The sequence below is a fragment of the Arthrobacter sp. DualSoilB13 genome, assembly GCF_055389195.1.
On sequence record NZ_AP035865.1, the window covers coordinates 1,795,485 to 1,816,693 of the forward strand.

At 62.5% G+C, this 21,209-nt stretch carries 12 protein-coding genes and 1 tRNA gene; 11 read left to right on the forward strand and 2 right to left on the reverse strand.

The genetic code is table 11. From position 1 onward, the window contains the following. Window positions 1–21 precede the first annotated feature (21 nt). The 3 genes from gltB to pyk are packed head-to-tail and all read left to right on the forward strand — an operon-like array spanning window position 22 to window position 7,633. Window positions 22–4,635: a glutamate synthase large subunit gene (gene gltB / locus ACZ5J0_RS08355; protein WP_223942334.1), complete on the forward strand. Its 4,614-nt coding sequence runs from the start codon at window positions 22–24 to the stop codon at window positions 4,633–4,635. Then, window positions 4,628–6,085 (forward strand): glutamate synthase subunit beta, encoded by a 1,458-nt coding sequence (locus tag ACZ5J0_RS08360; protein ID WP_223942335.1) that lies wholly within the window; start codon window positions 4,628–4,630, stop codon window positions 6,083–6,085. The genes gltB and ACZ5J0_RS08360 overlap by 8 nt, the downstream gene beginning before the upstream one ends. Before the next feature lie 54 nt (window positions 6,086–6,139). Next, window positions 6,140–7,633, forward strand: coding sequence for a pyruvate kinase (gene pyk / locus ACZ5J0_RS08365; RefSeq protein WP_142939414.1), 1,494 nt, complete (start codon window positions 6,140–6,142; stop codon window positions 7,631–7,633). Between the two features lie 148 nt (window positions 7,634–7,781). Here pyk and ACZ5J0_RS08370 read toward each other — a convergent pair whose 3' ends face one another. Then, window positions 7,782–8,387 (reverse strand): ANTAR domain-containing response regulator, encoded by a 606-nt coding sequence (locus ACZ5J0_RS08370; RefSeq protein WP_011774540.1) that lies wholly within the window; start codon window positions 8,385–8,387, stop codon window positions 7,782–7,784. 188 nt (window positions 8,388–8,575) lie between these two features. Here ACZ5J0_RS08370 and ACZ5J0_RS08375 point away from each other — a divergent pair. After that, window positions 8,576–8,657 (forward strand) — tRNA-Leu (locus ACZ5J0_RS08375). 417 nt (window positions 8,658–9,074) lie between these two features. Here ACZ5J0_RS08375 and ACZ5J0_RS08380 read toward each other — a convergent pair. Next, entirely contained in the window at window positions 9,075–10,019 is a 945-nt protein-coding gene (locus tag ACZ5J0_RS08380) for a LysR family transcriptional regulator (RefSeq protein WP_464094552.1), read from the reverse strand. Window positions 10,020–10,409: 390 nt separating this feature from the next. Here ACZ5J0_RS08380 and ACZ5J0_RS08385 point away from each other — a divergent pair, with 390 nt between their 5' ends. The 7 genes from ACZ5J0_RS08385 to ACZ5J0_RS08415 all read left to right on the forward strand — a co-directional run bounded on the left by ACZ5J0_RS08385 (window position 10,410) and on the right by ACZ5J0_RS08415 (window position 21,206). Beyond that, window positions 10,410–11,309 (forward strand): NAD(P)-dependent oxidoreductase, encoded by a 900-nt coding sequence (locus tag ACZ5J0_RS08385; RefSeq protein WP_464094553.1) that lies wholly within the window; start codon window positions 10,410–10,412, stop codon window positions 11,307–11,309. Further along, on the forward strand, window positions 11,309–12,781 hold the full coding sequence (locus tag ACZ5J0_RS08390; RefSeq protein ID WP_464094554.1) for an aldehyde dehydrogenase family protein: 1,473 nt from the start codon (window positions 11,309–11,311) through the stop codon (window positions 12,779–12,781). The genes ACZ5J0_RS08385 and ACZ5J0_RS08390 overlap by 1 nt, the downstream gene beginning before the upstream one ends. 136 nt (window positions 12,782–12,917) lie before the next feature. Continuing rightward, on the forward strand, window positions 12,918–14,231 hold the full coding sequence (locus tag ACZ5J0_RS08395; protein ID WP_464094555.1) for an MFS transporter: 1,314 nt from the start codon (window positions 12,918–12,920) through the stop codon (window positions 14,229–14,231). 2 nt (window positions 14,232–14,233) lie between these two features. Further along, window positions 14,234–15,361: a glutamate cyclase domain-containing protein gene (locus tag ACZ5J0_RS08400; protein ID WP_082924725.1), complete on the forward strand. Its 1,128-nt coding sequence runs from the start codon at window positions 14,234–14,236 to the stop codon at window positions 15,359–15,361. After that, window positions 15,351–16,637, forward strand: coding sequence for a PLP-dependent aminotransferase family protein (locus ACZ5J0_RS08405; protein ID WP_464094556.1), 1,287 nt, complete (start codon window positions 15,351–15,353; stop codon window positions 16,635–16,637). The genes ACZ5J0_RS08400 and ACZ5J0_RS08405 overlap by 11 nt, the downstream gene beginning before the upstream one ends. Before the next feature lie 4 nt (window positions 16,638–16,641). Then, on the forward strand, window positions 16,642–17,694 hold the full coding sequence (locus ACZ5J0_RS08410; protein WP_464094557.1) for a DUF4392 domain-containing protein: 1,053 nt from the start codon (window positions 16,642–16,644) through the stop codon (window positions 17,692–17,694). Between the two features lie 44 nt (window positions 17,695–17,738). Next, window positions 17,739–21,206 carry an NAD-glutamate dehydrogenase domain-containing protein gene (locus tag ACZ5J0_RS08415; protein WP_464094558.1) on the forward strand — a complete coding sequence of 1,156 codons (3,468 nt, stop codon included), beginning with the start codon at window positions 17,739–17,741 and terminating at the stop codon, window positions 21,204–21,206. The last annotated feature ends 3 nt before the right edge of the window (window positions 21,207–21,209 follow it).

The window sequence follows — 21,209 nt, forward strand, 5'->3', positions numbered from 1 at the left end:
TCTCGAGGAAGGACGTCTCCCATGACCCATCTTCATAACCCCGGTTGGTCCGAAAATATCGAACCTCAGGGTGCCATGTCTCCGTTCAAGCGCTTTGCCGCGCTCCCGGAGGCTCAGGGTCTTTACAACCCTGATAAGGAGAAGGACGCCTGCGGCCTGGCTATTATTGCCACGCTCCGCGGGGAACCGGGATACGACATCGTGGAAGCGGCGCTGACCGCCCTCCGCAATCTCGAACACCGCGGCGCCGTGGGCGCCGACGAAGGTACCGGCGACGGTGCGGGCTTGCTGATGCAGGTCCCGGACGAGTTCTTCCGGGCCGTCACCGAATTCGAACTGCCTGCTCCGGGCCAGTATGTGGTGGGCACCGCCTTCCTTCCAGCTGAGTCCCGTGAAGCTGACAACGCCAAAGCCGGTATCGAAGCCCTCGCCGCTGATGAGGGGCTCACAGTCCTCGGATGGCGTGAGGTCCCGGTGGTTGCAGACCTGGTCGGCGCCATGGCGCGGGCCTGCATGCCGTACTTCTCGCAGCCGTTCTTCGCTTCGGCCACCGGTGAAAGCCTTGAGCCCAATGAACTGGACTCCCGTGCCTGGCGTATCCGAAAGCGCGCCCAGAACAAGTTCGGTGTCTACTTCCCGTCGCTGTCCTCGCGCACCATTGTGTACAAGGGCATGCTGACCACCGCACAGCTGGAGCCGTTCTACCCGGACCTTTCGGACAAGCGGTTCAAGACGAAGCTTGCGATCGTCCACTCACGCTTCTCCACCAACACGTTCCCGTCCTGGCCGTTGGCGCAGCCGTTCCGCACCATCGCCCACAACGGTGAGATCAACACGGTCAAGGGCAACCGCAACTGGATGCGTGCCCGCCAGTCGCAGTTGGCCAGCCCCCTGCTGGGTTCGGTGCCCGAGGAGCTTTACCCGATTTGTACCCCGGGCGCCTCGGACTCTGCCTCCTTCGATGAGGTGGCCGAGCTCCTCTGGCTCTCCGGCCGTCCGATCACGCACTCGATCATGATGATGATCCCGGAGGCATGGGAGAACCACGCCACCATGGATCCCGCGCGCCGTGCGTTCTACGAATACCACTCCCTGCTCATGGAGCCGTGGGACGGTCCTGCCGCTGTGTCCTTCACCGACGGCAGCCTCGTTGGCGCAACACTGGACCGCAATGGCCTGCGCCCGGGACGGTACTGGATCACCGAAGACGGCCTCATCATCTTCGCTTCCGAAGTTGGTGTCATTGAGGTTGAGCCTTCCAACGTGGTCAAGAAAGGCCGCGTAGCCCCGGGCAAGATGTTCCTGGTGGACACCGAAGCCGGACGCATCATTGACGACACCGAGGTCAAGGCTGAAATTGCCGGGGCCAACCCCTGGGCCGATTGGCTCAAGGACAACCTGATCGACATCAACGAGCTTCCCGAGCGTGAGCACGTGGTCCACACGGCCGCTTCGGTAAACATCCGCCAGCGGACCTTTGGCTACACCACCGAAGAGCTGAAGATCCTGCTCGGACCGATGTCCCGCACCGGCGCCGAGCCCTTGGGTGCCATGGGCTCGGACACCCCGGTGGCTGTGCTCTCCAAGCGCCCACGCCTGCTGTTCGACTACTTCGTGCAGTCCTTCGCCCAGGTCACCAACCCGCCGCTGGATGCTATCCGCGAAGAGCTGGTCACCTCGCTGAAATGTGCCATTGGTCCCAACGGCAACCTCCTGGACGGCAAGCAGGTCCGCCAGCCGCAGATCTCGCTGCCGTTCCCGGTGATCAACAACGATCAGCTCGCCAAGATCGCGAACATCGAAACCCCCGACGGCGATCGCATCGCCATGAAGGTTCGTGGCCTTTACCGCCCCGAGGGTGGAGAAGCGGCACTGCGTGCACGTCTGACGGAGATCTGCGAACAGGTTTCCGGCGCGATCAACCGCGGCGTGCAGTACGTTGTGCTGTCCGACCGCGACTCGAACGCGCAATGGGCCCCGATTCCTTCGCTCCTGCTGGTCAGCGCCGTTCACCACCACCTGCTCCGCAGCGCGAACCGCACCAAGACCGCCCTGGTCGTTGAGGCCGGAGACGTTCGCGAGACACACCATGTGGCAGTTCTCATCGGTTACGGCGCATCCGCCGTCAACCCGTACCTGGCCATGGAATCGGTGGAGCAGCTGATCTCCAATGGTGACGTCACTGGCGTCACCGCCGAAGATGGTGTCTACAACCTCATCAAGGGCCTGGGCAAGGGCGTCTTGAAGATTATGTCCAAGATGGGCATTTCCACTGTGGCTTCCTACACGGGCGCCCAGACCTTCGAAGCACTGGGCCTGTCCCAGGAACTCGTGGACGAATTCTTCTCAGGTACGCACTCCCAGCTGGGCGGCGTCGGCCTGGATGTCATCGCAGCCGAAGTTTCGGCACGTCACCAGATGGCGTACCCCGAAGGTGGCATCGAGCACCCGCACCAGCCGTTGCTGGGCGGCGGCGAGTACCAGTGGCGCCGCGACGGCGAACCGCACCTCTTCAACCCGGAGACGGTTTTCCGCCTGCAGCACGCCACCCGCGAACGCCGCTACGACATCTTCAAGTCCTACACCAAGGGCATTGACGATCAGTCCGAGAACCTGATGACCCTCCGCGGGCTCCTCAAGTTCAAGGACGGTGTCCGTCCGGCAGTTCCGCTGGAGGAAGTGGAGCCTGTCTCCAGCATCGTCAAGCGTTTCTCCACGGGTGCCATGAGCTATGGCTCCATCTCGCAGGAAGCCCACGAGACACTTGCTATCGCCATGAACCGTTTGGGTGGCAAGTCCAACACGGGCGAGGGTGGCGAGGACGTTGATCGCCTGCTGGATCCTGAGCGGCGCTCGGCCATCAAGCAGATTGCCTCTGGTCGCTTCGGCGTCACCAGCTTGTACCTGACCAACGCCGAGGACATCCAGATCAAGATGGCCCAGGGTGCAAAGCCCGGCGAAGGCGGCCAGCTGATGGCGCAGAAGGTCTACCCCTGGGTAGCCCGGACACGGCACTCCACTCCCGGCGTTGGACTCATTTCGCCGCCCCCGCACCACGACATCTACTCGATCGAAGACCTCGCGCAGCTCATCTACGATGCCAAGCGCGCCAACCCTTCGGCCCGTGTTCACGTCAAGCTGGTTTCGGAAGTCGGGATCGGCACGGTGGCGTCCGGCGTCACCAAGGCGAAGGCCGACGTCGTGCTTGTTTCAGGTCACGACGGCGGTACCGGCGCCTCGCCGCTGAACTCGCTCAAGCACGCGGGCGTGCCGTGGGAACTTGGCCTCGCCGAGACCCAGCAGACCTTGATGCTCAACGGTCTCCGCGACCGCGTGGTGGTTCAGGTTGACGGGCAGCTCAAGACCGGCCGCGACGTTGTCATTGCGGCCCTTCTGGGCGGCGAAGAGTATGGCTTCGCGACTGCTCCGTTGGTGGTTTCGGGCTGCATCATGATGCGCGTCTGCCACCTGGATACCTGTCCTGTTGGTGTTGCCACGCAGAACCCCGAGCTTCGCTCCCGGTTCAACGGCAAGCCCGAGTTCGTGGTCAACTTTTTCGAGTTCCTCGCAGAAGAAGTCCGCGAAATCCTTGCCGAGCTTGGTTTCCGCAGCCTGGAAGAGGCCATTGGCCACGCCGAGGTCCTGGATACCCGCGAAGCGATCAACCACTGGAAGGCCGAAGGGCTGGACCTGGACCCCATCCTGCACGGGTTGGAGTTCGACGACGACGTGCCGCTGCGCAACATGACCGGCCAGAACCACGAGCTGGACAAGCACTTCGACCAGCGGCTGATCACCATGGCCCAGGAAGCGCTCAGCGACCGCATGCCCGTCAAGATCACCCTGGACGTCATCAACACGGACCGTTCCGTGGGAACGATGCTCGGCCACGTGGTGACCAAGACCTTCGGCATCGATGTCCTGGCGACCGACACCATCGACGTCACGCTCAACGGCACCGCAGGCCAGTCACTCGGAGCGTTCCTCCCCGCGGGCATTACCCTGCGTATGTTCGGCGATTCCAACGACTACGTTGGCAAGGGTCTCTCCGGCGGCCGAATCATCGTCCGCCCGGACCGCACCAACGTGTTCCAGGCAGAGCGGAATGTCATTGCCGGCAACGTCATAGGTTACGGCGCTACCAGCGGTGAAATGTTCCTGCGGGGCCAGGTTGGTGAACGCTTCCTGGTGCGTAACTCCGGTGCCACCGCCGTCGTCGAAGGCATTGGCGATCACGGTTGCGAATACATGACCGGTGGCCAGACGCTGATTATCGGCCGCACGGGCCGTAACTTCGGTGCCGGCATGTCCGGTGGAACCGCCTACGTGCTGGACCTGCAGCCTGAGCGCGTCAACAAGATGGCCCTCGATACCGGTGAACTTCAGCTCCTGGAGCTCGATGCCGAGGACCGCGACATTGTCCATGGTCTGCTCACCAAGCACCTTGAAGAAACCGAATCCGTCCTGGCCGGCCGTCTGCTCGAAAACTTCGACGACACCGCCGCCCGCATCACCAAAGTGCTGCCGCGCGATTACGCCGCAGTCCTGCAAACCCGTCTTGACGCCATCGAAGAGGGCCTTGACCCCGATGGCGAAGAAGTATGGTCTCGAATCCTGGAGGTAACCGGTGGCTGATCCACGCGGATTTCTGAAAGTCCGGCAGCGCGAGACGCAGCCACGCCGTCCCGTTCCCGTCCGCATCATGGACTGGAAAGAAGTGTACGAAGCCCAGGAAAAGGGCGTCCTGAAGAGCCAGGCCGGCCGCTGCATGGACTGCGGTGTTCCGTTCTGCCACCAGGGCTGCCCGCTGGGTAACCTCATTCCCGAGTGGAACGACCTCGTGTGGCGGGACAAGGGTGAAGAAGCGATTGAGCGCCTTCACGCCACCAACAACTTCCCGGAGTTCACCGGCCGCCTGTGCCCTGCACCCTGCGAAGCGTCCTGTGTGCTGGGCATCAACCAGCCTGCCGTGACCATCAAGCAGGTCGAGGTCTCCATCATCGACCAAGCCTTCGATAACGACTGGGTCCAGCCCCTTCCGCCGACTCGCCTCACCGGCAAGACGGTGGCTGTGGTGGGTTCCGGCCCTGCAGGCCTGGCTGTGGCGCAGCAGCTGACCCGTGTGGGCCACACCGTTGCTGTGTACGAACGCGACGACAAGATTGGCGGCTTGCTCCGCTACGGCATCCCCGACTTCAAGATGGAGAAGGAACAGGTTGACCGCCGCCTTGAGCAGATGAAGGCCGAAGGCACCCGCTTCCGGACCGGCGTTGCCGTTGGTACGGATGTCACGTGGGAGCAGCTGCGCCGCCGGTATGACGCCGTGGTGGTCGCAACCGGGGCCACCGTCCCGCGCGACCTCCCCATCCCGGGCCGCGACCTTGACGGCGTGCACTTCGCCATGGACTACCTGGTCCCTTCTAACCGAGTCGTCGCGGGGGAGAGCCCCGAAAACCACATCGACGCCCGTGGCAAGCACGTTGTCATCCTGGGTGGTGGCGATACCGGTGCTGACTGCATCGGCACCGCACACCGCCATCAGGCAGCATCGGTGACCACGCTCGCCATCGGCCAGCAGCCGCCGGCCGAACGAGCCGCCCACCAGCCGTGGCCGACGTTCCCCACCCTGTTCGAGGTCGCCAGCGCCCACGAAGAAGGTGGAGAGCGTACCTACCTTGCATCAACCGTTGAGTTCGTTGGCGAAAACGGCAAACTCACCGGCGTTAAAGTTGCTGAAACCGAGTTTGTGGACGGCAAGCGCCTGCCCAAAGCCGGTACAGAACGCATCATTCCAGCTGACCTTGTGTTCTTGAGCCTGGGCTTTACCGGTGCTGAGCCGGCAGGTATCACTGAGCAGGTCAGCGCAGAGTTCGACAGTCGGGGCAACGTTGCCCGCGACGGCTACTACATGACGAACACCGAGGGAGTGTTTGTTGCCGGCGATGCCGGACGTGGCCAGTCACTGATTGTGTGGGCCATTGCGGAAGGCCGTGCTTGCGCGGCCGCAGTGGACAGGTTCCTGATGGGAAGCACCATTCTCCCGGCACCGGTCGCCCCCACCGACCGGGCGATAGCGGTCTTATAGCGCCGGCAGGAACGTTTCTTTTACTCAATCAGCATGACTACTTAGGGTAGGTATATGAGACGCGCGAAAATTGTGGCAACTTTCGGCCCGGCTATCTCCAGCTTCGAGAACACCCTCGCGGTGCTGGAGGCCGGCGTCGACGTTGCTCGCATGAACATGAGCCACGGCGACTACTCCGTGCACGACAACACCTACGAGAACGTCCGCAAGGCTGCGGCACAGCTGGGCAAGCCGGTTGCCATCATGGCTGACCTCCAGGGACCCAAGATCCGCCTGGGCCGCTTTGTCGACGGCCCCCACGAACTGGCTGTCGGCGATACCTTCACCATCACCACCGAGGACGTCCCCGGTACCAAGGACATCTGCTCCACCACGCTCAAGAGCCTCACCGAGGACGTCAACGTAGGCGATGCCCTGCTCATTGACGACGGCAAGGTGGCACTGCGTGCCATCGAGGTTGACGACGTGAAGGTTGTTGCCACCGTGACGGTTGGCGGCAAGGTTTCCAACAACAAGGGCATCAACCTGCCCGGTGTAGCCGTCAACGTCCCCGCCTTGAGCGAAAAGGACGAGGACGACCTCCGTTGGGCCCTCAAGCGCGGCGCAGACCTGATCGCCCTCTCGTTCGTCCGTGATGCCTCAGACATCAAGCGCGTTCACGAGATCATGGACGAAGAAGGCCGCCGCGTGCCGGTGATCGCCAAGATCGAAAAGCCACAGGCAGTAGAGCAGCTCCACGAAATCATCGACGCGTTCGATGCCATCATGGTTGCCCGTGGCGACCTCGGCGTCGAGCTGCCGCTCGAAGAGGTCCCGATCGTCCAGAAGCGCGCCATCGAACTGGCACGTCGCTGGGCCAAGCCGGTCATCGTGGCCACCCAGGTCCTCGAATCCATGATCGACAACCCGCGCCCGACCCGCGCCGAGGCTTCCGACTGCGCCAACGCAGTTCTCGACGGCGCCGACGCAGTCATGCTCTCCGGCGAAACCTCCGTGGGCCAGTACCCCATTGAGACCGTCAAGGTCATGGCGCGGATCATCGAATCCACCGAGGTCCACGGTCTTGAGCGCGTCCCCCCGCTGGGCACCAAGCCCAAGACCCGCGGTGGCGCCATCACCCGTGCCGCCGTCGAAATCGCCGACCAGCTGGACGCCAAGTACATCTGTACTTTCACCCAGTCCGGCGACTCGGCACGACGCCTCTCGCGCCTGCGCCCCGTCAAGCCGGTCTTCGCGTTCACACCCGTTGAGCACGTCTGGAACCAGCTGGCCCTCACTTGGGGCATCCAGCCGGTCCTGGTGCCCTCCGTGGGCCACACCGACGAGATGACCGCACAGGTGGACAAGAGCCTGCTGGAAATGGACCTCGTGGACGAAGGCGACCTGGTTGTCATCGCTGCCGGTTCCCCTCCCGGACAGGCCGGTTCCACCAACTCGCTGAAGGTCCACAAGGTAGGCGACCTCGCCGACACCTCCAAGACCGACGACGGCTCCCGCAAGGAACCCGTTGGCCCGTGGCCTGAGAAGAAGTCCAAGACCAAGGCGTAGTCTTCCGGTCTTATGTGAATGCGGGCCCCGCTTTTTGGTGGGGCCCGCATTTTTTTGTTTCTCGGTGACTACCACTGCTTGTGGGGAGTACGACGGCGGCCGCCCACCTCGGGTGAGGTGAGCGGCCGCCGTCGTGCGTTGCTTTGTGTTAGTTGACCTGGTTGATGATGGTTTCGGCAACCTCACGCATGCTGAGGCGACGGTCCATAGAAGTCTTCTGGATCCAGCGGAAAGCTTCCGGCTCCGTCAAGCCCATCTTGGTGGTCAGGAGGCTCTTGGCGCGCTCTACAAGCTTGCGCGTAGCGAACTGCTCCTGGAGGTCGGAAACCTCGTTCTCAAGCGCCTTGATCTCCTCATGGCGGGACAGTGCGATCTCGATGGCCGGGATCAGGTCCGCGGGGGAGAACGGCTTGACGACGTACGCCATGGCGCCGGCGTCGCGTGCGCGCTCCACCAGTTCCTTCTGGCTGAAGGCAGTCAGAAGGACAACAGGTGCAATGCGTGCCTTGACGATCTTCTCAGCAGCCGAAATACCGTCCATGACAGGCATCTTGACGTCCATGAGGACAAGGTCCGGCTTCAATTCCTCGGCCAGCTGCACCGCTTTCTCGCCATTGTCTGCCTCGCCGACGACGTCGTACCCCTCGCCCTTCAAAATCTCGATAATGTCCAGGCGGATGAGGGTCTCATCCTCGGCAACGACAACGCGTCGGGCCGGCTGGGCTGTGGACGTGGACTCCGTCTGTTCGGTCACGGGATCTCCTTGAAAAGGTTCGGCGGGTTCATGTCCATCTTAGTGTGGACTCATTGATGGCTGGTTCTTGTTGCATCAGCGCGCCCGATTCTTTGAAACAGCCTATCTGCATGTAGAGTAATTCCGCGTGCTGGGAACGGATCGCGTTGCTCACAGGAATGTGAACCGCGAACTTCCCGGTAATCCGCGCCCGAGTGGCGGAATTGGCAGACGCGCTGCACTCAAAATGCAGTATCGAAAGGTGTGTGGGTTCGAGTCCCACCTCGGGCACAGCAAACCCCCTCGTCAGAGGGGGTTTTTGCTTTAACGTGTGTTCATTCTGGGTGGTCAGGTTCCTCTGACACTGGCCGCGGGGGGGGGGGGGGGGGGGGGGGGGGGGGGGGGGGAGCCTGGCGCCGCGGGTCGCCTGTTTTCTTGTGGGGGAGCGGGGTCAGGGTCGTGGCTGGTGAGCCCTCCGCCTGCTCTGAACTGGGGCTATGGGTTCCTCTCGTGGTTCGTCCGGTAGGTCGTCGTTGGCCTACATCTCTTCATGGTTGGGGGACTGAGCGCAACATGACTTCGGGATCCTGCGTCAAAGTTCTTGGTTTCGGCTCGTTGGTGGAGTTAGGAGCCTTGTATTGCGATGACCCTCCAGAACGGGCCTGAAGCCTCAGGGGTGCAGCCGCATCTTCATGGCCAAACTGTTGCCTATGAATCGTCTTCTTGATCCAAGGCGAACCCGCGGAAGCTGGACTGGACTCGCCGGGCGTATGCCGATCTCATAGCTCGGAAACACTCTTGGATCGCAGGGTGGCTTGAGCGACCTTTCAGGGTGGCGAATAGGACTTCGCGTTTCAGAAGTGGTGTTAGTGGTCGGACTGAGAGTCCTTGCTGGTGGCCAGTGAGTGCCAGGCCGGGAAGGACTGAAATCGCTAGGCCGGCGCGAACCATCTGCAGCACTGTTGTGGTATCTCGGCAGTCACAGGTGATGTTGGGGCTGAAGCCCTCGGCCAGGCACGCATCCACGATTGAGGAGTGGTAGATCCTGGCTGATCTGTTCAGCGCCCATTCCTCTTCGGCTAGATGGGCCAACGGAACGGTATCGAGCTTGCGGAAGGGGTGCTTCTCGGACATGACAACATAAAAGTCATCTCCGAACAGTGGTTGGTAGCTCACTGCTTCGTTGCGTGGATCTTGTCTGGACAGATTGTCCAGGACTGCAACGTCAGCCCTTTTGGTCATGAGGTCCACCATGCCTTCAGCTGGTTCGTGCTCGAACATGAAGACTTTCAGCTGCGGGTGCGAGGAACGCAGGAGTGAGATGGTCGTGGGCAGAACCGTCGAGGCAAAAGATGGAAAAGCTGAGATGCGCAGGTCTCCTGAGATGGAGTTCCGTGAGACGGCTATTTCGGCGTCTATGCGCTCGAGTGATTCAAAGACTTCGTGGCTTTGTTCGACGAGGCGCAGTCCTGCGCCCGTGAGTTGGACGCTGCGTCCGGCACGTTCAACGAGTACCAGCCCAGTATCTTTTTCGAGTTGGGAAAGTTGCTGGGAAACGGCAGGTCTGGTCAAGCCCAACGAGTCAGCGACCGCAGAGATGGTCCCCAGAAATGACAGTTCCCGAAGCAGGCGTAGACGCTGGACGTTGATCATGTATGGGTCGGTCCTCGACGTAGGGAGGTAGGGAAACCTTGGCTATCGCACGCAGCCTCCCATGTTCCGCCTTATCTTACGCGTTGAGAACCCGGCGGGCCCGGCTCCGGCCTCGGATGGGCAGTATGGCTGCAGGCAAAAGGAAAGTTTTTCTAACTATTACTGCAATAAAAAGAAGCTTGTGCCGACTATTGAGGATGCGTACTCTTTTTTCAGGCGGCAAAGATGTGATCTGCATCAACTCATTGAATGTCGCGAAAAGTAAGCATCACTTTCCTCTATCGCTTGGAAACGGCGTGGCTTTGGCACGCTTGGAAGGCGAAGTCGAAACATAAGCATCTGTTGTCTCCAGCCATCGGCTGAGGGTACGGACGAGAAAAGAGACACAAAATGGCCACACTTTCATTTATCGGCGTCGGCCGCATGGGATCTGGCATGGCAGCGCGGCTTCTCGAAGCAGGACACACCGTTCAAATCTTCGACCCAAATACTGAGGCCGTTGAGGCCCTTGTCCAGCAGGGCGCCATCGCGACCTCGTCGCCTGCCAAAGCAGCCCAAGGCGCGGAGGCCGTCTTCACCAGTCTCCCGAACCCGGCAATCCTCCGTGATGCCATCGAGGGCCCGGACGGTGTCCTAGCATCCGAGATCTTCGGTGTGACGATCGTCGACGTCAGTACTGTTGATCCCGAAACCGCACGTTCCCTTGCCGCGACCGTTGAAGCTCACGGGGGCCGCTTCGTCGATTCACCCGTCAGCGGCGGTGTAGCCGGGGCAGCTGCAGGGACGCTCTTGCTCATGGTCGGCGCGGATTCTCAGGACTTGGAGAACGTCCGTCCTTACCTCGAGCAGCTGGCAGCGCGGATCGTGCACTGCGGCCCCGTCGGAGCCGGCCAGTTGACCAAGCTCAGCCACAACATGCTCGTTGCCATCAACACGGTGGCCGCCGGTGAAGTCCTGGCAGCAGCGGTGAAAGCCGGCGGCAACCTCGAAACACTGACCGAGGTGTACACAGCAGGTTTGGCAGGCAGCAAGATGCTGGACCACTTCGGCAAGACGCTCTTCACCGAGGAACGACCGCCGCTGTTCGCCCTTGACCTTATGCACAAGGACATCAGCCTCTGTCTGAAGGAATTCGGGCAGTTCCCGATGCCTGTGAGCCAGCTCGTCATGCAGACCTACAACGCTGCCCGAGCAAAGGGGCTCGGCGGGCAGGACTCCACGGGGGTCAACGAAATCTATGAAGAACTGTTCGGTCTGCAGCTGCGCAAGAACACCAAGGAGAGCAACTAATGAATGCCCAGGCCACCCTCGTCCTTCCCAGCAAGGGCACCACAGGACTCCTGATCGACGGACATTGGATCGACCCGAAGGACGGCGGCACCCTTGAGGTGCAGAACCCGAGCAACCGGTCCACCGTCGCCGTGATCGGACGCAGCACCGCAGCGGATGTCGACCGTGCCGTCTCCTCTGCCCAAGAAGCCTTTCGCACCTGGCGCCAGCGCCCCGCCCGTGAACGTGGCGCCTTCCTGACCCGTCTCGGTGACGCAATTGCTGAAAACGCCGATGACATCGCCCGCCTGCTGGCAGCCGAAACCGGCAACGCCATCCGCACCCAGTCCCGCGGCGAAGTGGCCTCCACCGTTGAGGTTCTCCGCTACTACGGCGGCACCGCCTCGGAACAAAAGGGCGAAACCTTGCCCCTGGGACAGGGCCTGTTCAGTTACTCCACCCGCGACCCGCTCGGTGTCGTCGCTGCGATCATCCCGTGGAACTCACCACTGGTTCTGGGCGCCGTGAAGATCGGCATGGCTTTGGCCACCGGCAACACGTTGATCCTCAAGCCGGCAGAAGATGCGCCCCTCGCGGTGATCCGAGTCTGCGAACTGGCCGCCGAAATCCTTCCGCCGGGTGTGCTCAACGTTGTCACCGGCCGCGGCTCGGATGCCGGGGCCGCACTGTCCAAGCACCCGGACGTCGCCAAGGTCTCCTTTACTGGATCCAGCGAAGTCGGGCGCGGTGTCCTTCACGCCGTCGCCGACCGCATCGGCCACGCAACCCTGGAACTGGGCGGCAAGAGCCCGGCCGTTGTCTTCCCTGACAGCAACAACGAGGAAACGGCCAAGAACGTCGTCGCGGCCATGCGCTTCGCACGCCAGGGTCAATCCTGCACCGCCGGATCCCGGCTCTTCGTCCACGCCGACATCTGGGATGACTTCATGCCCAAGGTCATCGCCGCCGTCGAAGACCTCGTTATCGGGGATGCTCTCGATGAAGCCACGGACATGGGTGCGGTCATCAACACCACCCGCTACGAAGAAATCTCCGACTTCGTTCAGCAGGCAGCGGACCAGGGAGCTCAGTTCCTCACCGGTGGCCCTTCGACCAAGCTTGAGGGTGACACTCCGTTGAGGCTGACCCCGACGGTCATCGCCGGCGTGGACAACAACTGGAGGATCGCCCGCGAGGAAGTCTTCGGTCCCGTCTTGGTTGCCATCCCCTGGCAGACCGAAGAAGAGGTCGTGACCTGGGCCAATGATACCCACTACGGCCTCGCCGCATATGTCTTCACCCAGGACCTCAACACCGCCCTGCGGATGGCAGAGAACATCGACGCCGGATGGGTCCAGATCAACCGCGCTGGCGGACAGCTCCCGGGCATGTCCTACGGCGGCCGCAAACAAAGCGGTATCGGCGCTGAGTACTCCATCGAGGGAGCCCTCGAAAGCTACACCCAGCGCAAGAGCGTCACTATCGCTCTCTGAAAGACCGGCGGGAGAAGGACCCAGAACTCGGCAACAACCTTCTCCCGCCGCACCACCCCCCATCTGGCCGGCAATGACGCCGGACAGGCATAACCCCAGCATCCGGCCAACCGGGCTGGACTCGAAAGGACCCACCATGAGCAGTCAAGGTGTCATTGAACCGGTTCCGGTCAATACCAAGGGGAAAGTTTCGGTCAGGGCAGCAGCCAGTTCCTTCATCGGAACCACCATCGAATGGTACGACTACTTCCTTTACGGCACTGCCGCTTCCCTGATCTTTCCGAGGGTGTTCTTCTCGGACATGGAGCCAGCCATTGCAACACTGAGCTCCCTGGCAACCTTCGCTGTTGCCTTCCTCCTGCGCCCCGTCGGTGGCGTGGTCATCGGACACTTCGGTGACAAACTCGGCCGCAAAAAGATGCTGATCCTGACCCTGCTCATCATGGGACTGTGTACAGGACTGATCGGTTTGATCCCCGAGGAACAGACCATCGGCATTTGGGCCCCGATCCTGCTGATTGTCCTGCGCGTCTTCCAGGGCTTCGCCCTCGGAGGTGAATGGGGTGGTGCTGCACTGATGTCGGTCGAGCACGCACCGGCCGGACGCCGCGGCCTCTTTGGAGCCACCATGCAGATGGGCGTTCCCGCAGGCTTGCTGCTTTCCACCGGCGCGTTCGCCGCCGTATCCACCCTGCCCGATGATGCGTTCTTCAGCTGGGGCTGGCGTATCCCGTTCCTGGCGAGCTTTCTGTTGCTGGTCGTGGGCATGTACATTCGCCTTGCCGTTACTGAACCGGATGCCTTCAAGAAGGTCCAGGAAGAAGGCAAGGTCGCCAAACTCCCGATCCGCGAAGTCCTCGCCAACGATAAGCGCCGTACCCTGAACCTTGTCTTCCTGCAGAGCGCAGCGAACGTCGGCTACTTCCTCATCACCGTCTACTCCCTGGTCTACGTCACCGAAACCCTGAAACTGCCCCGCACCTGGGCCGTGACCGGTCTACTGCTCGGTGCTGCCGTGGACCTCTGCCTCCAGCCCGTCTTTGGCTGGCTCTCGGACCGCTTCGGCCGCAAGAAGGTCTACGGCGCCGGTTCGCTGTTCCTGGGCCTCTACGCCTTCCCGTTCTTCTGGCTTCTTGAATCCGCCACCGAACCGCTGGTTTGGCTGGCGCTGATCCTGGGCCTAGGCATCGGCCACGCATCCACAGGTTCCCTGCACGCGGTCATCTACGCCGAACAGTACCCGGCACGTTACCGCTACACCGGATCCTCACTGGCTTACCAGCTCTCAGGCATCATCTCCAGCGCCCCCACACCGCTGGTCGCGGCCTGGCTCGTCAGCACCACCGGCCAGTCGAAGTTCGTCGCCGTCTACGTCATCATCGCTGCGGCAGTCAGCGTCACCTGCACGTTCATGCTGAAAGAAACCTACAAGAGCCGGATCGACGTCTAACCATGAGTAACTCCCCGAAAGCATCCCACCAACACGCAGAAGCACCCACAGCCGCCCCTGTGGCCGACGACCGGCACCTGGCCGCAGTCATGGAAAGCCTGGACCGGATCATGACTATTGAGATCCGACCAGCGGATGGCAAGCTACCAGCTGGGATTGTCTCAGGACTCTACGGCGCCTGCCGGGATGCTTTCGGGGAGGCCCTGACCGGACTCGCCGAACGGAAACTACGCGAATCCGTAGCGACGAACTCAACAGTCCTGATCGCCACGGGAGCAGGCATCGGCCCGTGGTTGCCCCAAGGCGAGACGGACGGACCGATGGGCGCAGCCGCACTCGCCCGGGCGATCACCCGGACCCTCCGCGCCAAGGTGGTCATGGTCACAGAGGCCCGCCACGCACCCGCCGTCCGGGCCGCGATCAAGGCACTGAACTATCCGCCAGGTTTTGAACCGGAAGTTGAACTGGTCGAACCAGGGGAGCGCGAAGGCCGGCAGGCAGCCCAGCGCCTAATCACCCTCTACCACCCCACTGCCGCGATCTTCATCGAACGCGACGGCCCCGGCACCCAGGGACGGTTCCACGGAGTACGGGGTGACTGCCGCTCCGCAGATGACGTCGCCCAGCTCCACCACCTGGCCAACCTTGCCGCCCGCTCGTCCATCCTGACCATCGGCATCGGCGATGGCGGCAACGAAATCGGCTTCGGCGCCCACCGTCGCCGCATCACCCAACGGCTCCCCGGGGACGGGACCTGCCGCGCCGGATGCGACTCGGGCATCTACACCGTCACCAAAACCCAAGTAACCATCAGTGCCTCGGTCTCCAACTGGGGCGCCTACGCCCTGGCCGCAGCGCTGGGAGCAAGTTTCCGGCTCCCCGAGGCCTGCCACAGCGCAGCAGCCGAGGAAGTTCTCCTGAAAGCCTGCCTGGAAGCAGGTGCCCGGGACGGCGCCACAGGAACATCGGCATTGCAGACCGACGGAATCCCCTTGGCCACCCACCAGCACGTCATTGCCCTGATGGAAACCGTCGCGGCAACCACCGCGACCCGTTCCTTGACCGTCGAACCCCAACCCAGCCACATCTTCACACCAGCAGCAACGAAAGGCCCCCGCTTTGTTAGCTAGCCAGTCCACGGCACCCACGGCCAAGTCCGACCGGTTCGGTAACCCCATCGACCCGGTAGTCGGCTACGCCCGCGGCGCCATCATCGATTCCAGCATCGCCGAAGGCCGCCGCCTCCGCCACGGACAGGCCATCGCCGCCGAACGTGTCCGGGCTGCCGGGGCCGACGCCGTAGCTGTCTACACCGGCAACCAAAGGGACCTGCCTTTGCGGGTCGAAGACCTGGCAACCTACGCCGAGGAATGGGTCGGTCCTGGCCTGTTCGCCGAAGAACTCCGCCAGGCAGCGATCGGCCACCTCGGCGGACGGCCCGAAGACGCCGCCGCCGTATTCAACCGCACCACCGCCGGCATCATCGCCGTGATCGGCGCACTCTCGGCCGGGAAGCCCGTGGTTTCGATTGTTCCCGTCAACGCCCGTTCCCACGCCTCCCTGCCCCGGGGATCCCGGCTCGCCGGGGTCCAGTGCCTCGAATCCGGCATCGACGGTGACTGGCGGAACCTTATCGAAATGCACCAGCCAGCCCTTGTGGTTGTCACCACTGTCACCTCAAGCCTTGAACGCCTCAAGGATGAGGACACCATCGCAGCTGCGAAATTCGCCCAAGCCAACGGTGCCGTCGTCCTGCTCGACGAAGCCTACGGTGCACGCCTTCGGACCGTCCTGCATGGCGGCGCACCGTCGCTGCAACTCGGAGCTGACCTCAGCATCACCAACTGCGACAAAGCCGGCCTCGCAGGACCCCGCGCCGGCATCCTGGTCGGTCGACCTCCGCTGGTTGCCGCAGCCTCGGCAAAGGCCTCAGAAGTCGGCGCCGAAGCACGTGCACCGATCGCCGCCGGAGCCCTGCGGTCCCTGCAAAGCTTTGACCCGCAGGACCTACTGACCGAATCCCAGTCCGGGCAGCAGATCTCCGACGCCCTCGAAGCCCGCCTCGGCGCGGTCGTCGAACGCAGCGACCTGGGCCCCATGGTCCACGAAGACGATATCCACGCCATCGCCCTGCAACGGGCCGGTCAGGACAGAACTACCCTGGTGCCCTCCGAAACGGCATCCGCGCTCGGCGCACTCCTGCTCCGGGACCACGGCATCCTGACCGTCAACACCCACGGCCAGCCCGGCGCCCGGGTCTCCCTTCGCCTCAAACCCACCCTTGACGCGTTGCGCCGTACAGGCGGACCGCTGAAAGTCGCTGCCGCCGTCGACGAATCCCTGGACGCTCTTGCCGCCCAACTCCACGACACCGACGCCATTTCCACCCTGATCCTTGGGAGCTGACACCATGACCGAACTGACCACCTACGAACCCAGCGCACTGAGCCGCTCCCTTGCCGCCAAAGACAACCGACTCGACCGCATCGTCAACATCGACTTCGGCGGCCGTGGAGTCGAGCACCTCTACGAGGCAGCCCTGAAACGGCAGGAAGGCTGGTCCCTGGTCGGCCGCGCCGCGGAACTGCTCGCCGCTGTCCCCGAGAAATCCACCGTCCTGATGACCACCGGTTCAGTTTCCCGGGCATGGATCTCACCGACCATCGGCGAAAACGACGGACCCGCCGGCGCGGCCGTCATCGCCCGCGCCCTGGCCCTGGGCAAGCGCGCCACCCCCATCGTGTTGGCCGAAGAAACCCTCATCCCATCACTGGGCCCGATTTTCGAAACCGCCGGGCTTACTGTCCTGCCACCGGAAAAGGCCATCGAGGCCAACACCGGAGGAACGCTGCTGGCCGTCGCGCTCGTACCGTTCACCACCAGCGACGACGAAGCACCGTCAGCCGCGCAGCAGGTTCTCGAACAATATAAGCCCTCCTTGCTGTTCTCCACCGAACGCGTCGGACGGAACAAGAACGGTTTCTACTACAACATGCGAGGAATCAACTTCGGCCAGGACCGCGCCCGCGTGGACCACGTCTTCGACCTCGCCTTCGAACGCGGCATCCCCACCGTCGCAGTAGGCGACGGGGGCAACGAAATCGGCATGGGCAACGTCGCCGAAGCCGTCGCAGCCCACATCCCGCACGGCGCCGACGGATCCACCGCTTGCGGCAGAGGACTGGGAGCCACCACCCAGGTCCAAGCCCTCGTAACGGCCGCCTGCTCCAACTGGGGCTGCTACGCGATCACCGCCGCCCTCGCAGCCCGTTTGGCCGATCCGAAAATTCTCCACACCCCCGAACTGGAAGCAGCCCTGCTGCGCCGGGGCGTGGATGTTGGACTCATCAACTCCGTCGTCGGCATCGTCGACCCCAAGGTCGACAACATCGACGTTTCCACGCACCTTGCCGTCGTGGAACTTCTCTCCGCCATCATCCGCCCGGGCTTGTCCCTGAATTAGAAACCCAACCGCGCAGGCCCACTCAAGGATCGAAGAAGCTCCCCATGCCGCACCTGACCGAAGACCAGTCCCGGAAGCACAGCCACGGAACCCGCGACACCACGTCCCGCCTCTCCGCTGGTCCGCACGGCACCGCCCCAAACTTCGCCGACTGGATCACAGAGTGGGACACGACGTTTGCGAACGAAGCACGACGCTCACTCGGAACTGGTCAAGCTGACGCCCTGATCCGCCGCTGGATCAGCGCTCTGCCGCTGTCCTATCGTGAGTCGTTCACGGCCAAGGACGCCCTCCAGGATTTCCTGGACATCGAGGCCGGCACAGGGGCGGCATGGGGACACACTCTGCGGTTCTACTTGTCGGAAACGGCCGGGCAGCAGCGCCTGAAAATCATTAGCCCCGCTGAGCTTTCCCTTGGAGATCTGGTCCCTCCGTTCCGGGACATGGGCATCACGATCCGGGACGAACGCCCTTACCGTATCGCCCCCGACGAGCATCCTGTCGCGTGGATCTACGACCTTGGCATTGACGGAACCAGCCAAATACCAGTTGACGATTCAACCCGTGACCGAATCGAAGAATCGATCCGGGCAGTCTGGACAGGGGCGACTGAAACAGATGCCTTCCACGGGCTCATCACCACCGCTGGGCTCTCACACCGTGACGCGCTATTGCTACGAGCCTACTTCCGCTACCTGCGCCAAAGCGGGCTGGGCTTCTCGCTGGAAAGAGTCGCCCATGTACTGTCCGGACACGGGCACATCGCAGCCCAGCTGATCGGCTACTTTCACGCCCGGTTCGCTCCCGACACCGGGTCGACCGATGATCGCGGCCACGGAATCCTCGAGGATCTTCTCGAAACCTTGGATGACATCTCCGCCAGGGACGATGACAAGATCATCCGCGCGTACCTGGACGCAATGAAAGCCACCGTCAGGACCAATTTCTTCCAAACGGGCCCCGACGGGGAACTGCATGCCTACATCTCCTTGAAGATCGCTGCAGCCGAACTTGGGCTGCTCCCCGAACCACGACCGGAACACGAAATCTGGGTTTACGCGCCCACCGTTGAAGGTATCCACCTCCGGTTCGGATCCATCGCCCGGGGCGGTCTTCGCTGGAGTGATCGCCGCGAAGATTTCCGCACGGAAGCTCTCGACCTCGTCAAAGCTCAAGTCGTCAAAAACGCCGTCATCGTCCCCACCGGAGCCAAAGGCTGCTTCTACGTCAAAAACACCGGAACGGGGGATCCCGGCACGGCAGGCCGTGAGGCTTACAGGACCTTCATCAACGGACTCCTTGACCTGACCGACAACGTTATTGCGGGCGTGAACGGGACAATCATCGAAGCCCCGGCCAACGTCGTTCGCCACGACGCCGATGACCCCTACCTGGTGGTCGCCGCCGACAAGGGAACGGCCCGATTCTCGGATCTTGCCAACGAGGTAGCGGCAACCCGTGGCTTCTGGCTCCGCGATGCCTTCGCCTCCGGCGGCACTGTGGGATACGACCACAAGGCCATGGGCATCACAGCCCATGGCACTTGGGAATCGGTCAAGCGGCACCTCATGGAGGCGGATTTCCCTTGGAACTCCGGGACCATCGACACCGTCGGGATCGGTGACATGAGCGGTGACGTGTTCGGCAACGGCATGCTTTACACCGACAAAATCGCGCTCAAAGCCGCCTTCGATCACCGCCACATCTTCCTCGACCCCACCCCGGACCCGGCCGTGTCGTACGAGGAACGTTCCCGTCTGTTCGGACTGGAACGCTCCTCCTGGGACGACTACGACCGGGGCAAGCTATCCGGCGGTGGAGGGGTTTTCTCCCGACAAGCCAAGCTCATCCGAATCTCGGCCGAGGCCGCTCATGCCCTGCGCTACGAAGGCCCCGTAACGCTCACGCCTGAAGATCTCATCCGGGTCATCCTCAAAGCCCCGGCAACCCTGCTGTTCAACGGGGGCGTTGGCACGTACATCAAGCACAGCCTCGAATCCCATGCCGATGTCATGGACAAGGCAAACGACGCCGTACGGATCGACGCGGACCAAATCAGAGCCCAGATCATCGGTGAAGGCGGAAACCTCGGCGTCACGGCCCGAGGCCGTGTCCAGGCATCCCTGTCCGGTGTCCGGATCAACACCGACGCCGTCGATAATTCCGCCGGTGTCGACTGTTCCGACCACGAGGTCAATATCAAGATCCTCCTTGACGCCGCTGTAGCTGCAGGAGACATCCCTGCGGCCGACAGGGCAGAGATCCTGCGGGCCATGACCAACGACGTCGCACAAGCCGTGCTGGCCAACAATTACGAACAGAACTTCGCACTCGGAACGACTGCCGCCCACACCTCGTCAATGACCCGGGTCTACCTGCGGGCGATGAAATTCATGGAGGACAAAGGCCGGCTCCACCGCGGCCTGGACTCGATGCCCAGCGACGAGGAAATCCTGCGCCGTCTTGATGAAGGGCAGAGTCTTGCCCGCCCGGAAATCTGCATTCTTCTTGCCCACATGAAGTCCTCCCTGAGCCAGGAAATCCTTGCCAGTGACATCCCCGACGAAGCCTGGGCTCAGCAGGAACTGGACGACTACTTCCCTGACCAGCTCCTGGAGATGGCGCGGCACCACGTTCAAGCACATCCCCTGAAACGGGAAATCATCGCCACGTCCCTGGCCAACCGTATCCTGAACCACTCAGGCGTCACTTTCGTGTTTCGCCTCTGCGAAGAGACCCGCGCCACCGAAATCGATGCTATCAAGGCCTACTTCATTTCGGCCAGGATCTGGGACCAGCCCGAATTCTTCCGCTATATGCGCAGCCTGGACGGCAAAGTCCCTGCCTCCACGCAGGAAAGAATGGACCGGATCATGCGCCGCTTGCTGGACAGGTCCAGCCGGTGGTTCCTCAAGCACCAGACAGGAACCCTGGATGTCACAGCAGAAGTAGCCAAGTACAAACGGCCCGTCGAAAAACTGTCCGCACAGTTGCAGACGCTGCTGCGTCCGGGCCAGCTCCAAGGAATCAATGACAAAGCGGCGGAGCTGACAAACATTGGAGTCCCACGCAACTTCGCAGAGAAGTCCGCCGCCCTGCTGTATCAGTACCCCCTGCTGGACGTCGTCGAAGCCGCGGCCAACACAGGCACCCCAGCCGCGCAGCTGGCCACCACTTACTTCGACCTATTCGAACAAATCGAAGGCAGCCGTCTGCTGGGGCGTATCGATTCCCTGCCCCGAAACGATCCATGGGAAACCATAGCCCGGGCGGCACTGCGCGAAGACTTCTACGACGTACTCTCCAGCGCCTCCACCGCCCTAGCCGCCCCACAATACGGACGCTCCGCGCAGGTACCGAACCCCGTCGTCGAAAGTCGGCTCGGGCTCATCACGGATGCCATCGCTGAACTTACAAGTCGGGAACCCTCGACGAACCGTGACTTTGAAATCCTCACCATCGTGCTGCGTACCCTCAGAAGCATGCGTGCGGCAGCCTTTGCGCCCCGCTAACCA

What these genes read in the sequence shown, in the direction of transcription:
- gltB (WP_223942334.1), top strand. Translation starts at nt 22, where the DNA reads ATGACCCATCTTCATAACCCCGGTTGGTCCGAAAATATCGAACCTCAG.
- pyk (WP_142939414.1), top strand. Translation starts at nt 6,140, where the DNA reads ATGAGACGCGCGAAAATTGTGGCAACTTTCGGCCCGGCTATCTCCAGC.
- ACZ5J0_RS08380 (WP_464094552.1), bottom strand. Translation starts at nt 10,019, where the DNA reads ATGATCAACGTCCAGCGTCTACGCCTGCTTCGGGAACTGTCATTTCTG.
- ACZ5J0_RS08385 (WP_464094553.1), top strand. Translation starts at nt 10,410, where the DNA reads ATGGCCACACTTTCATTTATCGGCGTCGGCCGCATGGGATCTGGCATG.
- ACZ5J0_RS08390 (WP_464094554.1), top strand. Translation starts at nt 11,309, where the DNA reads ATGAATGCCCAGGCCACCCTCGTCCTTCCCAGCAAGGGCACCACAGGA.
- ACZ5J0_RS08395 (WP_464094555.1), top strand. Translation starts at nt 12,918, where the DNA reads ATGAGCAGTCAAGGTGTCATTGAACCGGTTCCGGTCAATACCAAGGGG.
- ACZ5J0_RS08400 (WP_082924725.1), top strand. Translation starts at nt 14,234, where the DNA reads ATGAGTAACTCCCCGAAAGCATCCCACCAACACGCAGAAGCACCCACA.
- ACZ5J0_RS08410 (WP_464094557.1), top strand. Translation starts at nt 16,642, where the DNA reads ATGACCGAACTGACCACCTACGAACCCAGCGCACTGAGCCGCTCCCTT.
- ACZ5J0_RS08415 (WP_464094558.1), top strand. Translation starts at nt 17,739, where the DNA reads ATGCCGCACCTGACCGAAGACCAGTCCCGGAAGCACAGCCACGGAACC.